We start from the raw sequence: 16,376 nt of genomic DNA, 5'->3' as shown, positions 1-16,376 counted from the left end.
AAGTTGTGTGAAGATGTTTTTAAAAAACTTTCAGATATTTTTTTTAAATGAAAAAAAATCAGAGCGTCAAATCCGTGTCTTGGGGGGCGAATAAATGCAGTGATAAGTTTTTGAAAATAAAGCCTGATGATCGAAGAGAATTAATTTTTTGAAGGAAAACTTTTTCTGTAAAATGGTATTAATATTATAAGTGCCTAAATATTATTTAATACCCGATTCTTATGCTCAGATCAATGCAATTCTTAAAATACACGCTCATCTTTTTGGTAGTTGTCTCCTGTTCCAATCAACAGAATACGCGGGTAACGGTCCCTTTAGAATTTTCAGAATATATATCAGGCTATACTTCCGGACAGATCAGTGCAGAGGGCGAAATAGCGGTGACATTGGCTCAGCCTGTGGGTGAGAATAACCAAACAGATGAAGGGTTATTTCGATTTGATCCTTCAGTTGTCGGCGAAACGGAGTGGGTAAATAGCACAACAGTTGTTTTTAAGCCGGAGCAAAAGCTGGAAAATGGACAGGATTATACGGTTCTATTCAGGATGGGCCGTTTATTTGAGGTAGATGAAGACAGATCGGAGTTTACATTTAACGTATCCACCATTGGGCAGGATATTGAATTACAATTTGGTTCTTTGGAAACACAGCCTCAAAACCGAAATGAGCAGCGACTCACCGGTACGGTTCATACAGCAGATGTAGCTGAACTCCAATCTGTAAGGGAGATACTGCAGGCACGTCATGCGGGCAGCAGCTTAAAAATTGACTGGGAGCAGGATGGTGCCAAAAGAACTCACAGATTTCAAATCAATGATATCCAAAGGCAGCAGGAGGAAACGAAATTAGTACTTAGCTGGAATGGAGCTCCGATTGGGGTAGATTTAAATGGTGAAAAGACATTTGATATCATTCCAATCGGGGCTTTTGAATTGATGGATGTCATGGTTTTCAGGGATGAAAATCCAAGGGTAGAACTTACATTTTCAGATCCGCTTGATCCCCGCCAAAATCTAAATGGACTTATCACTATAGAAAATTCCACTAATCTCAATTTCATTATAAATGAGAACAAGATTACGGTCAATCCGCGGCAGCGTAGAGATGGAGTGCAAAATCTAAGAATAGATCCCGCCGTAAGAAATACGGATGGAAAACGACTTGGCATGGAGATCACCAGGCAGGTGCAATTTTATCAACCTAAACCACAGGTTGAATTGTTGGGCAAGGGAACCATCATTCCGCGCTCCAAAAACCTGTTGTTTCCATTCAAGGCCGTGAGTCTCGGAGCTGTGGATGTAAGGGTGGTCCGGATCTTTGAGAACAACATTGGGCAGTTTTTGCAGGATTATGATCTTGGTAATTCCTCAGCCTGGAATATTGAAAAAGTAGGACGTCCGGTTTTTGGAGGAGTTGTCCCATTGTCAAGATTAGGCAGTGTTGATGCAGGTGAATGGAATAATTATGCCCTCGATCTTTCCAAACTGATAACACCTGAGCCGGGAGCGTTATATCAGGTAGAGATCGGATTCAGGGATATTCATTCTATTTATCCGTGTGGGGAAACGAGTGCAGCAAATGCAGAAACTGATAATTGGGAATATGAAGGACAGGAAGAGCAAGAATATTGGGATAATTATTCCAGCAGGGGGTATCCGGAAGGGTTTAACTGGAGAGAGCGGGAGAATCCGTGTCATGTCAGTTACTATACTTCCGATATAAGAACCTCACGCAATGTATTAGCCTCTGATCTGGGCATGATTGCAAAAAAAGCAGATGAGGAGAATATCACAGCGTTTGTAACCGACCTGCTTACCGCAAAACCGAAAAGTGGAGTTGAGGTCCGGGCTTTTGATTATCAGCAGCAACAGATCACATCAGGGTCAACGGATGCAGAAGGAAAAGTGACCTTGGAAACAAGCCGTACTCCATTTTATTTGACAGCAAGTGTTGACGGACAAAAAGGATACCTGAAAGTAAATGATGGAAATGCACTTTCGTTAAGTGATTTTGATGTTTCCGGTGCGCGAATTCAAAAGGGGATCAAAGGTTTCCTATATGGAGAAAGAGGCGTTTGGAGACCGGGAGATTCATTATTTGTGACATTGATCCTGGAAGATGAGAATAATGTACTTCCGGATGATCATCCCGTAACGTTTGAGCTTAAAAATCCTTCGGGACAATTGGAAGACAAGCAAACCTTCACATCAGGTCTGAATGGATTTTATGTATATCAGGTACAAACAGAAAAGCAGGCACCAACCGGGAACTGGCAGCTTCAGGCCAAAGTGGGCGGACTTACTTTTAGCAAGCAGCTCAAAATAGAATCGGTTAAACCAAACCGCCTTAAAGTTGAAGTTGACTTTGCTGAAGACAAAGTGACTGCAGAAACCCGCCAGCTGCAAGCCACTCTCAATTCAAGGTGGCTTCATGGTGCGGTGGCCGGAAATATGAAAGCTGATGTGGAAATGAGCTTAAGGCCTGCAGCTGTTTCATTCAGCGACTACCCGGCTTATAGTTTTGAAGATGCTTCTGTGTCTTTTTCATCTTCTCCCGTTACAATTTTTGAAGGCAATTTAAACGGACAGGGTACAGCCGACTTCAGCCATAGTTTTAACCGGCTCAGTGAGGGCCCGGCACGGATATTGGTAAATCTTAGAACCCGTGTTTTTGAACCATCCGGTAATTTCAGTATCGGACGGGCAAATACCTATTACTATCCATTCCGAACGCTGATTGGGATCAAGCCTCCTGCAATGGATGAAGGTGATTACTGGGATTGGCTGGACCCCGATGAAAGCCATAGATTTGAAGTGGCATCATTAGATGTGGAGGGCAATCCTGTAGCCGGAAAAGAATTAGATATAGAGGTGTACAACATTCGATGGCGTTGGTGGTGGGAGCGCGGTACCGAAGACCTAAGCAGCTATTTTGAACGCGAAAATATAAATGTGGTCTTATCAGGAAAAGTGAGTACAGATGAAGAAGGAAAGGGCATTGTCAATTTAAAACTTCCTGAAGGGTCAGATGGCGGTCGCTATTTGGTGAGGGTAAAAGACCCGCAAGGCGGGCACTCGGCCAGTTCTATTGTTTACTTCAGTTGGTACGGCGGGCGCAGTGAATCGGTTAGTCCGGCGCGCCTTACGTTTTCTTCAGATAAGGACTCTTACGAGGTAGGCGAAGATATTTCCATCACCATTCCAAGTAGTCAGGGAAGTCGAATTTTGGTCAGCATGGAAAGCGGATCTAAAGTGCTTGATACGTTTTGGTTAGATGGTAAAGCCGGTGAAACAGTATTTAGTATTCCTGCCGATGAGAACATGACTCCCAATGTATATGCTCATGTTATGCACCTTCAGCCCCATGGCCAGCAGAGCAATGACCTGCCGCTTCGAATGTATGGTGTGATCCCGATTTCGGTAGAAGATCCCAATACAAAACTGGCACCTGTAGTTGAACTTCCCGGCGAATTACGACCGGAAAGCAGTGTTCAGGTAAATGTCAGTGAGCAAAATGGTAAGGCCATGACTTATACCATAGCCATGGTAGATGAAGGATTACTGGATCTGACCAACTTCAGCACACCGGAGCCGCACGATCATTTTTATGCACGCGAGGCATTGGGTGTGAACACCTGGGATATGTACCAATTTGTAAGTGATGCTTATGCCGGAAACCTTTCCCGGATCATTGCTATTGGCGGAGATGGGGAAGCCGGTCAAGCCGATCCTTTGGAGGAAGCCAATCGTTTTGAACCAATGGTCAGATTTGAAGGCCCCTTTTTGCTGAAGGAAGGAACCGTAAATCGACATGACATCTCAGTTCCGAATTATGTGGGCTCGGTCCGTACTATGGTGATCGCCGGTCAGGATGGAGCTTATGGTCAAACTCAGGCAACAACGCCTGTTCGTAAACCGGTAATGGTACTTGCAACCTTGCCGAGAGTGCTGGGTCCCGGTGAAACTGTGAAGCTGCCGGTCAGTGTTTTTGCTATGAATGAAAGAGTCCGGAATGTGCAGGTTCGGGTTGAAGCGAATGACATATTTGAGATCAATGGAGAAGCTTCTACTACGTTGAATTTTGAGGAGCCCGGTGATCAGGTCATTACTTTTGAGCTGGAAACAAAATCACAGATAGGCGTCGGAAACGTGAGGGTGGAGGCAACCGGCGGCGGGGAGTCGGCTTATCACGAGATCGAGATCGCGGTACGGAATCCAAATTCTCCTTTTGTGGATGTGAGATCAGAAATTATTGAAGAAGGAGAAAGCTGGACAGAAAGTTTTGAAGCTCAGGGGATGACCGGAACAAACTCGGCCATGCTCGAAGTTTCAAGGATCCCCCCGATCGATTTTGGTAAACGCCTTCAATATTTAACACGCTTTCCACATGGGTGTATTGAACAAACCACTTCGGCCGTATTCCCGCAATTATATGTTTCCAAAGTGATGGATCTGCCGGATGGAAAAAAGGCGGACATTCAAAATAATGTAGAAGGGGGCATAGAGCGTATGCAAAAATTCCTGACATTCAGTGGGGGTTTAGCCTATTGGCCCGGTAATGAAGATCCAAACTCATGGGGAACCAACTATGGGTATCATTTCTTGCTGGAAGCTAAAAATGAAGGTTACTATGTACCCTCTGATCTGTTAGACAAGATCACAAGATTTCAAAAGGAAAGAGCGCGAAATTGGAGGGAAGATCAAGATTACCGGAGGTCGGATTTGATACAGGCTTACCGACTTTACACACTCGCTCTGGCCAATATGCCGGAACTTGGGGCTATGAATAGATTACGGGAAAAAGAAGGCCTTTCCATTCAATCAAAATGGAGGCTGGCTGCGGCTTATGCATTGGCAGGACAAAAGGAAGCTGCCGAGAATCTGATCACCGGGATGAGTACTTCGGTTGAAAACTACCGGGAGCTTTCCAACAGTTATGGATCTTCGCTTCGTGACCGGGCTATGATCCTGGAAACCCTCAGTATCCTTGACCGTCAGGATGAAGCTGCTTTGATCGTTCGGGATATTTCAGCGGAACTGAGTTCCCAGCAATGGATGAGTACTCAAACCACAGCATACAGCCTGATCGCTATTTCAAAGTTCCTCAATAAATTCACGGCCGCTGAAGAGATGTTAGCCGACTTTTCCATTAACGGAGAAGAAATTGGAAGTATTGATTCCAGAGCTATCATTGTCCAAACTCCGGTCCGCATGGATGAGTTTAATACCAATAATTTTGAGTTGGTCAACAACAGTGAAGGTACGCTTTATGCACGTCTTATTTTAGAGGGTACGCCACTTATTGGAGATACCATTTCATCATCCAACAGCCTGGTACAAAAAGTTCGCTTTACCAATCTGGATGGCGAAACTATAGATCCAGCAGTGCTTACTCAGGGAACCGATTTTGTAGCTGAAGTTACGGTTACCAATCCCGGTTTAAGAGGTGATTACGAAGAACTGGCACTTTCACAGGTGTTTCCATCAGGCTGGGAAATTAGAAACACCCGAATGGATGATGAATCATTCAGTGAGCCTGTTTCCAGCTTTGATTATCAGGATATACGAGATGATCGTGTGTATACTTATTTCGACCTGGCTCCCAATACCAGTAAAATATTCAGGGTTCAGCTGAACGCTGCTTATGCAGGTGAGTTTTATTTTCCTGCGGTAAATACCGCTGCTATGTATGATGAAACCATCAGTGCCAGAAGTGCCGGTAAGTGGATACAAGTACAAACTCCATAAGCATATCATTTAGATGAAAAAAGACTCACGCATATCATTTAGATCATTTCGCTTGAAACCCCGAAAGGTATTCAAAGGTGTGATGATATTGATATGTGTGATGCTCTTGGTTTCTTATTGGTTTTGCCTTCCCGATCCCCTGTTTCAAACTCCTTATTCGACGGTATTGAAAGACCGTACAGAGAAATTAATGGGAGCTAAAATAGCGGATGACGGACAATGGAGGTTTCCGGTTGTTGAAGAAGTGCCTCAAAAATTTGAGTATTCATTACTCGAATTCGAAGACCGTCATTTTTACAAACATCCCGGTGTAGACCCCTTTGCAATAGGGAGGGCCATAGTACAAAATTATAAAGCAGGAGAGGTGGTAAGCGGTGCAAGTACCATTACCATGCAGGTAATCCGTCTGTCTCAAAGAGATCAGCCCCGTACCATTCGTCAGAAGATCAAAGAAATGATACTGGCAACAAGGCTGGAGCTTACTTCATCCAAAGAGGAAATTTTGAGCTTATATGTGGCACATGCACCTTTTGGAGGAAATGTGGTTGGGCTTGAAGCTGCCGCATGGAGGTACTTTGGCCGAAGCCCTGATCAGCTTTCATGGGCAGAATCAGCTACTTTAGCCGTGTTGCCAAATAGCCCCGGGCTCATTCACCCCGGAAGAAACCGGGACGCTCTTCGAGATAAGAGAAACCGGCTTTTGAAAAGGTTGCTACAAGAAAATGTCATTGATTCCTTGTCTTATGACCTTGCATTGCTTGAGCCGATCCCAAATGAACCCTTGAGATTGCCCGACGATGCTCCCCATGTGCTTGCTAAACTTTATACCGGTAAAGAAAAGGGGGCGGTGTTTACTTCATCAATAAGCCGGCATATTCAGCAAAAAGTAAATCAGGTAGCTGAAAGGCATCACCGGCAGTTAAGAGGTAATGAGATTCATAACGCCGCGATAGTTGTATTGGACGTTAAGGCTCAAAAGGTTTTGGCATATACCGGAAACACAAATAATCCCAATGAGGGAGAAAGGAACTACGTAGATGTTGCTTCGGCACCCCGCAGTACAGGCAGTATTCTCAAGCCTTTTTTATATATGCTGAAATTAAATGAAGGTGAAATATTGCCTCATACCATTGTGCCTGACATACCATCACAGTTCTCAGGATATACGCCAAAGAATTTTACCCGTACCTATGACGGTGCGGTTCCTGCATCAGAAGCACTGGCGCGATCACTTAATGTCCCCGCCGTTTATATGTTGCAGGAATTTGGGGTTCCTAAATTTCACTATTACTTAAATAAACTTGGATTAAATACCATAAGCGAAGCTCCTGAGCACTATGGACTTTCTCTGATATTGGGAGGAGCGGAAGGCACGCTAATGGATATCACCGCTGCGTATGGTTCGGTCGCGGCAATGATGAATAATTACAATGCTGCAGATCCGGGATCACGGACATTTGAGAGACAGAATTTTACCTTTGCCAAGAATGAAAAAAGAAGCTCTGATCCCGGTGAATCCTTTGCATTAAATCCCGGCGCCGTATGGAATACCTTCGAAGCTATGGTTGAGGTAAACCGACCTGAAGACGAATCTTTCTGGAGACGATTTGAGGGAGCCCGAAAAGTAGCATGGAAAACAGGAACCAGTTTTGGATATCGAGATGGCTGGGCTGTTGGCGTTACTCCGGAATATGTAGTGGGAGTTTGGGTGGGTAATGAAGACGGCGAAGGCCGTCCGGGGTTAACCGGAGTCCGTGTAGCAGCACCCATCCTTTTTGATATTTTCGATCTGCTTCCTGAGACAAGTTGGTTCAGTGAACCGGTCTATGTAATGAAAGAAGTTGAAATATGCCGCAAAAGTGGGCATAAAGCCGGACAGTATTGTGAAGAGACAGATCTTGTTTCGGTTCCTTTGCCTGGATTAAAAACAGGAGTGTGCCCATATCACCGGAGAGTACACGTAGATGAAGCACAGCAGTGGAGGGTAAACTCAAGCTGCAGTGATATTTATGAGATGAAAGCTGTAAACCGATTTGTTTTACCGCCGGTTGAAGAATGGTACTACCGAAAAAGTCATGCCGGGTATAAAACATTGCCCGAATTGAAACCGGGTTGCGGAGATCAGGAAATAGCCTCTATGAAGCTGGTCTATCCTTATCGAACATCTACCATTTTTGTGCCCACTGAACTGGACGGAAGTCAGGGAAAAACGGTCTTTGAAGTAGCGCATCGGGGTGATAAAGCCAGGATATTCTGGCACCTGAATGAACAATATCTTGGAGAAACTTCCCGCATCCATCAAATGCCCCTTTCTCCAAAGCCGGGCAATCACACTCTTACTTTAATAGATGACAATGGGGAGAAGCTGGAGTATCAATTTAAAGTATTGGGAAGGTAGTGGTGAGAGGGCGCTTCAGATAGGAAATTTTATAATTAGGGGGGTGCTTTAAAAGTGGAAGTGAAGGACTCTTTAAAAAAAAGGTGAAACCCTATAAATACATCTCTTGTATATATTTATGATGAAAAAAAGATATTCATTTTATATTTTTCGCTAAACTCTTTTGACTGAATATGACCTTAAATGGAAGATTTAGAGACAAAACTTAAAGAGAGAAATGTAATAGGTGAAAATGCTAAACCTAGTGAGAGTTTTTCGGATGCTTTTAAAGCATTGAGCAATGTATTTATAATGCTCAAAAAGGATAATGGCTATTTAATCGATAATTTATCATTTAATACGAGGATCGATTATCAGGAAAGAAAATATCTATGTTCTATAGATATCAGTGGAGATAAGTTTATTACTTTGGAGAGTACACAAGAGAAAGCCCTGACGAAGTTAGCTTTTAAGATTTATAGTCATTATTTAGACTGAATATTGTAGTCAGTGAAGTCTGCACCGATATAAAAAAGCCCTGCAGATCATTGATCTGCAGGGCTTAAAAGTACACCCGACAAGATTCGAACTTGTAACCGCCTGATTCGTAGTCAGGTACTCTATCCAGTTGAGCTACGGGTGCAAAAAATTGAGAGCATCAAAGATAAGGATATCATGACTGCAGGGCAATTATTTTTAAAGCTGAAGTAGTTTCTGATTATTGACCGGCTTGCTAATAAAATTATGTGAAACTTAATCCCATGGGTTGCTTATAGGAAAAAGAATGTCTAAATCTAGACTGCTAACCTAAATTACATTTATACCGTTATGAAAAACATACTAATGCTTTTGGGTCTTTTGGTGCTAATACCGGGACTTGCCTATGCACAAAAAGACAATGATGAAGGGGAAGAAAAAGAAGATAAATTTGCTGAGCTAACCAAAGATGCTGAATATATTGAAGGTTACTTTGATCTGTACAAAACAGATGAAAAGCTTTATATGGCTGTAAGCAAGGAAGACTTGAACAAAGAATTCCTTATGAATTTTGAAATTGCTCAGGGTATTGGTTCATCTGGACTTTATGGCGGAACCATGCTTAATATCTTTGAAGGCCTTTTGGTCCGGCTTGAAAAAAGAGAAGGAAAGATTTTCCTGGTACAGCTTCCACACCGCTACAAAGCAGAGGAGGGAACTCCCGCAGCAAAAGCTGTGGAGCTGAGTTATGGAAACTCTGTATTGGAGACGGCAGGAATTGAAGCCACAAATGAAGACAGTGTGATGCTGCTTGATGTGTACGGCTGGTTTGTAGGCGATCTTTCGAATATAAGTCAACGGGTACAAGGCGCGGTTTCTTCAACACCGGGACAACCGGGACGTGCTTCTTTTGACAAAGAAAAAAGCTATATCAAATCGGTGAAGTCATTTCCAATGAATACAAATGTTACTGCAAGCCTCACATTCAATAATGCAGAAAGAGGGGCTCCGCGAACAGTTGCAGACGGGCGGTTCATCCCGGTTTCCATTCATTACACTATGGCGGCACTTCCAGAAACGCCAATGGAGCCACGAATGGCAGATGACAGAACCGGATATTTTATGACGGTTCATAAGGATTTTTCAAGCGATGACGAGACGTTCTTCAAGCGCTATGTAAATAAATGGAGGCTTAAATGTGAGGGTGAGCCGGGAGCTGACGGGCTCTGCGACCCTGCAAATCCCATTACCTATTACATTGACCATACCGTGCCGGAACGTTATCGGGAAGCGATGATGGAAGGGGTGACAGAGTGGAGTCAAGCTTTTGAGGCGGCCGGATTCCGAAATGCTGTTCGCGCCGAAATTTTACCGGAAGGTGCTGATGCAGAAGACATTCGCTATGCTACACTTCGGTGGAATGTATCAGACCAACCTGGATATGGGGCGATAGGACCTTCTGTGGTAGATCCGCGTACAGGTGAGATTCTGGATGCCGATATCTTATTCGAAGCAAATATGCTTCTTGGCGATAAGAACGAGTATCGTGAAATGGTAGAACCACGCGCAGCTATTGATGAGATCTTCAATGTTACCGCAGAAGAGATCGAACAGATGAAGTATGGCGAAACAGCGTCCTTCTTTACTGAAATGTCGATGCAGCTAGACGTTGCAAAAAGTGTGCTGCTTGCCAGAGGGTTGATGAAGTCCGGCGACCCTGTACCGAAAGAATTCGTTGATCAGGCTTTGCGATGGGTAACCATGCATGAAGTGGGCCATACCCTCGGACTTCGTCACAATTTCCGATCCTCTATAGATACTCCTATAGACAAATTGCACGATGAAGAGTGGGCGGAAGAAAACGGAGTTTTCAGTTCGGCTATGGAATATCCAACGGTGAACATTTCTACGGAAGGGGAATCCTCCGACGGATATTATTATAACCCAAGTGTAGGAAGTTATGATCGTTGGGTGATCAGTTACGGTTATACGCCGGATGCAGAGGAAGCTAAAGAGATCGCTCGCCAGGCTGCCCAACCCGGGCATGCATACGGAACCGATGAAGATGCACGCGGGGCAGGCGCAGTAGATCCACTCATTAATGTGTATGATCTTGGAGATGACCCGCTGGCTTGGGGTAAAAGTCGTGCGCAGTTATTGCAAGGACTTATACCGGAGATTCCAGAGATCGTCCTGGCAGATAATATGCCTTACTACGAAGCCACTGATCTGTTTAATACCTATTTCTTTCAGTATTCGCGAACCCTGGCTCCTGCCATCAAATATATTGGTGGGCAATATCAGTACCGAGACCATGTGGGAGATCCGGATGGCAGAATGCCATTTGTAGCTATTCCAAAGGCTAAACAGCAGGAAGCGCTTGATATGATCATCGACTACGCCCTGGATGCTGATGCCTTTGAGCTTCCGCAGGAAGTATTTCAGCAAATGGGGGCAAACCGATGGAGTCATTGGGGAAATTCTACTACTTATGATGGACGTATAGATTATCCACTCCATTCACAATTGGTCGGAGTTCAGTCTTCACTGCTTTCACAGTTATTGAATGGAACTCGCTTAGAACGGATCCGTGATACGGAAGTTAAATTCGGAGCTGAAAATACGGTAACAATACCTGAGTTGATGAGTACACTTACCAATGCAATTTGGAGTGAAACCTGGTCTGCCCCCGGCAGCAATATCACGAGTAACCGCCGTGACCTCCAGCGTGCTTATCTGGATGAAATGATTGGAATCGTAACCGATGCCCCATCTAACATGCCGGCCGATGCCCGCTCGGTTGCCCGCTATCAGCTAAACAACCTGAATGAGCGAATTACCCGTCGCTTAACTCCACCGTACAGTTTTGATGCTTATACCGAAGCGCATCTGCGTGAAGTGAACGTCAGAATTGAAAAAGCACTGGAGGCAGGTCTTAGTTTAGAGAACTAATTCGACCAATAATTTTAAAATTAAAAAGCCCGTTCTGATAAAAACAGATCGGGCTTTTTTTATGTACCTATTCGAAAAGGATACAGAAAGAGTGGTCATGGTAATCAACTAAAATGCTTTTAACTAAATGTTTGGTAATTATTTATGTAACAAGCTATCAGATTTTTAGTATAATCAAATTGCTAAAAGTGGAAGTTAATCCAGTTTTTTAGTTTGTTAAACATCATTTTAATAAATCATCAATCCATGAAATACAGTGTTTCGGAAAAGTACAATTGCGTTATTATTGAGTTAAAAGGGAATGTAATGGGTGGTCCTGATGCGGAGACCTTTCGGGAAGCGTTGCACAAATTAATTGAGAAAGGAAAAAAGAAAGTGGTTGTTGACCTTGGTAAAGTGAAGTTTGTGAACTCTTCAGGCCTTGGAATTTTGATCGGTGGACTTACCACCATGAGGAATGCCGGTGGTGAGTTAGTGATCTGTCAGGCAGATAAAAAGATCGAAAGCTTACTGGTGGTAACACAGCTTATAAAAGTGTTTAAACACTTTCGCACACTTGATGCCGCTGTTGCCCATTTTGATAAGGACTAAATATCAGTTTTGTAAACTCTTTAAATAAAAAATCCCATATTAACTGAATAATATGGGATCTATAAATTTATACTGACCATCTGAATTTTACATTCAGACGGTTTTATTATGCTCAATTATTAATAACGATACTGATCTGACTTGTAGGGACCTTTAATCGGTACGCCGATGTACTCGGCTTGTTCCTCTGTCAGTGTTTCGAGCTCCACTCCAATTTTGGGTAAGTGCAATCTCGCTACTTTCTCATCCAGCGATTTTGGAAGTACATGTACGCCCGGTTCAAATTCTTCCGGTCGGTTCCAAAGTGCAATTTGCGCCAGCGTTTGGTTGGTGAAACTGTTACTCATTACAAATGATGGATGCCCTGTGGCATTTCCGAGGTTCATCAATCTACCTTGGGAAAGCAGCACCACCTGTTTGCCACTGTCATTTAGGGTGAAGATATCCACCTGTGGTTTGATATTCTCTTCTTTGGAATTTTTCTTCAGCCACGCTACGTCAATTTCATTATCAAAGTGGCCAATGTTTCCAACGATGGCTTTGTCTTTCATCTTCTTGAAATGGCGGTCTTTGATGATGTCTTTATTTCCGGTAGCGGTTACAAAAATATCACCTCTTTCTGCAGCTTCATCCATTTTTTTCACTTCAAAACCATCCATAGCAGCCTGAAGTGCACAAATAGGATCAATTTCAGTTACAATAACACGGGCTCCGGCGCCTTTAAGCGAAGCGGCAGTTCCTTTCCCCACATCACCATAACCGGCTACAACGGCTACTTTTCCGGCCATCATCACATCGGTGGCGCGACGAATAGCATCTGCGGCTGATTCCTTACAACCGTATTTGTTATCAAATTTAGATTTGGTAACAGAGTCGTTAACGTTGATAGCTGGAATTGTAAGAGTTCCTTTTCGCTCACGCTCGATAAGTCGAAGAACACCGGTTGTGGTTTCTTCAGAAATTCCGTTGATGCCATCCACTAATTCTGGATAACGATCAAGCACCATGTTGGTGAGGTCACCGCCATCATCAAGGATCATGTTCAAAGGTTGTCCATCCGGGAAGAACAAGGTTTGTTCGATAGCCCAATCAAATTCTTCTTCTGTCATACCTTTCCAGGCATATACCGGAACACCGGCTTTAGCCATTGCGGCTGCAGCGTGATCTTGAGTAGAATAAATATTACATGATGACCAGGTTACATCGGCTCCGAGCTCTATCAAAGTCTCAATAAGCACGGCCGTTTGGATGGTCATATGAAGGCAACCGGCAATGCGAGCTCCCTTAAGCGGCTGTTCTTTTTTATACTCTTCGCGGATAGCCATCAGTCCGGGCATCTCTGCTTCGGCCAGTTCAATTTCCTGACGACCGTAATGTGCCTGTGAAATGTCTTTTACTTTATAAGCTAATTTTTCTTTCTCTTTAATTTCTGACATATGTTTTATGATGTTTTGTTTTGTTCTATAATTTCTTTTGTGTCTTCGTAATCATTTCCCGTTAAACCTAACTCTGCTTTGATCAAGTACCCCTGCGGATCTAAAAATACTTTAAAGGGGATTCCCAAAGTGATTACTTCATCCCCGACTTTATTTACATCCAATACATAATCAAAACGGTAATCATTATTAGCTTTAAAATTCCGAACGTCTTCAGCAGTATCGGAATTATTAAGGTTTACCGCTACAACAATAAAGTCTTCAGGGTATTCTTTTTGAAGAGAATCCATAGCAGGGAATACTTGCAGGCAAGGACCACACCAGGTTTCCCAAAAATCGATCAAAACTACTTTTCCCCGAAAATCTGATGTCGTAACCTCATTTCCTTGCAGATCTTCAAAAACGGCTTCCGAGATAGCTCTGTCAATGTTCTGCTCTTCTGCATTTAGCTCTCGCGGATTTTCACGATTCTCTGTATTACAAGAAATAATGAAAAGGAGGAAAATAGTTAAAAAGGTCAAACAGGTAAATTTCATAGTAGTTTGTAACAAAGGTTTAGTTTATAACCCCTAAAGATAAGATTTAGTTTGGTGAATAGAGAACTATCAAGTTCTTTTGTTTTACACGTAGGATTAAATACTATATCCATGCATTTTTATATACATAAATCATATCTTTGCCTCCATGATGTACGATTTCACAATTGTTGGGGCCGGTATTGTTGGCCTCTCTACGGCTTATAAATTATCACTCAAATATCCGGAAGCACAGATCCTTGTCCTTGAAAAGGAAGACCGGGTAGCAGCTCATCAAACCGGAAAAAACTCAGGGGTGATCCACTCAGGGATCTACTACAAGCCCGGAAGTTATAAAGCCCGTAATTGCGTGGATGGCCGTCATCAGTTGGTTGATTTTTGCAGGAAGCACGATGTTGCCATCGATGTATGCGGCAAAGTAATTGTAGCTACGGATGAATCCGAAATCCCCAAGCTTCAGGAAATTTTTGAACGGGGACTTGAGAATGAGATCGAGGGTATTGAACTGATCGACGCCGATCGCCTCAAAGAACTTGAGCCTCATGTAAACGGAGTGGCTGCCATCCATGTGCCCTGCTCAGGAATTGTGGACTATGCCGGAATGTGCAAGGTCTTGATGAGGTTGCTGGAAGAAGGAAATGGCAAGGTTCAGTTCAATAGTGCGGTCAGCAACATTTCGGATAAAGGAGATAAAATTGTTATTGAGGCAGGCGGGGAACACATTAATTCCCGGTTTTTAGTGAATTGTGCCGGCCTATATTCCGACCATGTCGCCCGCTTTGCAGGCGTTCATTCCCCTGTTAAGATCGTGCCTTTTAAAGGCGAATATTATGAATTGAAACCTGAAGCGGAGTATTTGGTGAATAACCTGATCTATCCGCTTCCAAATCCGGAATTTCCATTCCTGGGAGTTCATTTTACACGTATGGCTTTAGGCGGAATTGAATGCGGACCCAATGCGGTTTTTGCATTTAAGCGGGAGGGTTATAAAAAGCTTTCTTTCAATTTGAAGGAAACTACCGAGACCTTCAACTTTCCCGGATTTTGGAAGATGGCTAAAGAGCACTGGCGCATGGGACTGGATGAATACAAGCGTTCCTTCTCTAAAAAGGCATTTGTAAAAGGATTACAGAAATTGATCCCTGAAGTTCGGGAAGAGCATTTGAGAGTATCACCATCCGGAATTCGCGCCATGGCACTTCAACCCAATGGAGAGATCCTTGATGACTTTTATTTTGAAGTTGTAGATCGCCAGATCCATGTACTGAATGCGCCAAGTCCGGCCGCTACAGCCGGCTTGGCTATCGGGGATGAGATCGTAAGAAAAGTAGAAGATAATTTCACTTTTCCACAAACGGATTAATCAGGGCATAATCACTTTTAGAAAATTTATGATTTACTTTTTCGTAACCTAAGAGCGAAACCCAAAAATATTCCTAATTTTAAGAGAATGTACGCTATGCGATTATTAGCCATCACGCTTTTATCATTTTTCTGCTTTTTTTCAGTGAATGCCCAAACATCGATTTCAGGTGAATGGGAAGGGGCGATTAATATACAGGGCCAACAGCTCAAAGTAGTTTTTCATATTGAGGAGGAGTCGGGAAATTATTCAGGTACACTTGATATTCCTCAGCAATTGGCAATGGGTTTGAACCTAACGAGGATAGAGCAAAAAGCAGATTCCGTTTTATTCACTTTCTTTACCGGACAGGGAAATGGTGACTTTGAAGGGATACTGGAATCAGACAGTTTGATCACCGGAATGTATAGTCAGGGTACTGCTACTTTCCCGTTTGAGATCGAAAAACAAAGATCATCAGATGAGCCTGAAAAAATAATTGGTGAGGGGAAAGAGCTGATAATTCCTGCCGGGGTTGTAGAAATTGGCGGGACATTGGTCACCCCGGAAAATACAGAAAACACACCCTTAGTGATCATGATTTCGGGAAGCGGAGCCCAGGACCGCAATTCAAATGTATTTGAATTTAAGATCTTTGCGGAAATGGCAGAGCATCTCCAACAGCAAGGAATATCGAGCTTTCGGTATGATGACAGGCAAGTTGGAAAATCAACGGGTACCTTTTCAGATGCAACGCTTGATATGCTGGCAGGCGATGTCAACGCAATTATCGATCACCTGAAGAATCTTGAAGCTGTAACTTTTTCAGAGATCATACTGATAGGGCACAGTCAGGGTGGTGTTGTAGCCGGTAAGGTAGCGAATGAAAACCCGGAGGTAGATAAGCTGATCCTGATG

9 protein-coding genes and 1 tRNA gene are annotated in these 16,376 nt (G+C 43.4%); 7 read left to right on the top strand and 3 right to left on the bottom strand.

Going from position 1 to position 16,376, the window contains the following annotated elements; translation table 11 throughout:
- The first annotated feature begins 233 nt into the window (after nt 1–233).
- From VFM80_RS07075 to VFM80_RS07065, 3 genes are all read left to right on the top strand, one after another.
- On the top strand, nt 234–5,747 hold the full coding sequence (locus VFM80_RS07075; protein WP_395070933.1) for an alpha-2-macroglobulin family protein: 5,514 nt from the start codon (nt 234–236) through the stop codon (nt 5,745–5,747).
- Nucleotides 5,748–5,799: 52 nt separating this feature from the next.
- Nucleotides 5,800–8,145 carry a penicillin-binding protein 1C gene (gene pbpC, locus VFM80_RS07070; protein WP_395070931.1) on the top strand — a complete coding sequence of 782 codons (2,346 nt, stop codon included), beginning with the start codon at nt 5,800–5,802 and terminating at the stop codon, nt 8,143–8,145.
- Nucleotides 8,146–8,328: 183 nt separating this feature from the next.
- The gene (locus VFM80_RS07065; RefSeq protein ID WP_395070929.1) at nt 8,329–8,622 is read left to right on the top strand and encodes a hypothetical protein; all 294 of its coding nucleotides are present in this window, start codon (nt 8,329–8,331) and stop codon (nt 8,620–8,622) included.
- 71 nt (nt 8,623–8,693) lie between these two features.
- Here VFM80_RS07065 and VFM80_RS07060 read toward each other — a convergent pair.
- Nucleotides 8,694–8,767, bottom strand: a tRNA-Arg gene (locus tag VFM80_RS07060).
- 185 nt (nt 8,768–8,952) lie between these two features.
- On the opposite strand from VFM80_RS07060, the gene VFM80_RS07055 reads away from it, so the two are divergent.
- A complete protein-coding gene (locus VFM80_RS07055) occupies nt 8,953–11,553 on the top strand; it encodes a zinc-dependent metalloprotease (protein ID WP_395070927.1) in 2,601 nt (866 codons plus the stop codon).
- 246 nt (nt 11,554–11,799) lie between these two features.
- Nucleotides 11,800–12,144: an STAS domain-containing protein gene (locus VFM80_RS07050; protein ID WP_395070925.1), complete on the top strand. Its 345-nt coding sequence runs from the start codon at nt 11,800–11,802 to the stop codon at nt 12,142–12,144.
- Between the two features lie 119 nt (nt 12,145–12,263).
- On the opposite strand, the gene ahcY is transcribed toward VFM80_RS07050, so the two are convergent.
- Together ahcY and VFM80_RS07040 are read right to left on the bottom strand one after the other, a co-directional pair.
- Entirely contained in the window at nt 12,264–13,580 is a 1,317-nt protein-coding gene (gene ahcY / locus VFM80_RS07045; RefSeq protein ID WP_395070923.1) for an adenosylhomocysteinase, read from the bottom strand.
- A 5-nt stretch (nt 13,581–13,585) separates the two neighbouring features.
- Complete coding sequence (locus VFM80_RS07040; RefSeq protein ID WP_395070921.1) at nt 13,586–14,116, bottom strand: TlpA family protein disulfide reductase; 531 nt, start codon at nt 14,114–14,116, stop codon at nt 13,586–13,588.
- A gap of 151 nt (nt 14,117–14,267) precedes the next feature.
- Between VFM80_RS07040 and lhgO the strand changes: the two genes are divergently transcribed.
- Together lhgO and VFM80_RS07030 are read left to right on the top strand one after the other, a co-directional pair.
- Complete coding sequence (lhgO, locus tag VFM80_RS07035; protein ID WP_395070935.1) at nt 14,268–15,479, top strand: L-2-hydroxyglutarate oxidase; 1,212 nt, start codon at nt 14,268–14,270, stop codon at nt 15,477–15,479.
- A gap of 96 nt (nt 15,480–15,575) precedes the next feature.
- A partial coding sequence (locus VFM80_RS07030) for an alpha/beta hydrolase (RefSeq protein WP_395070919.1) occupies nt 15,576–16,376 on the top strand: 801 nt, incomplete at its 3' end.

This window comes from Gracilimonas sp. (assembly GCF_035704785.1).
Classification (GTDB): Bacteria; Bacteroidota; Rhodothermia; order Balneolales; family Balneolaceae; genus Gracilimonas.
This window is presented reverse-complemented; position numbering and strand designations above follow the sequence as displayed.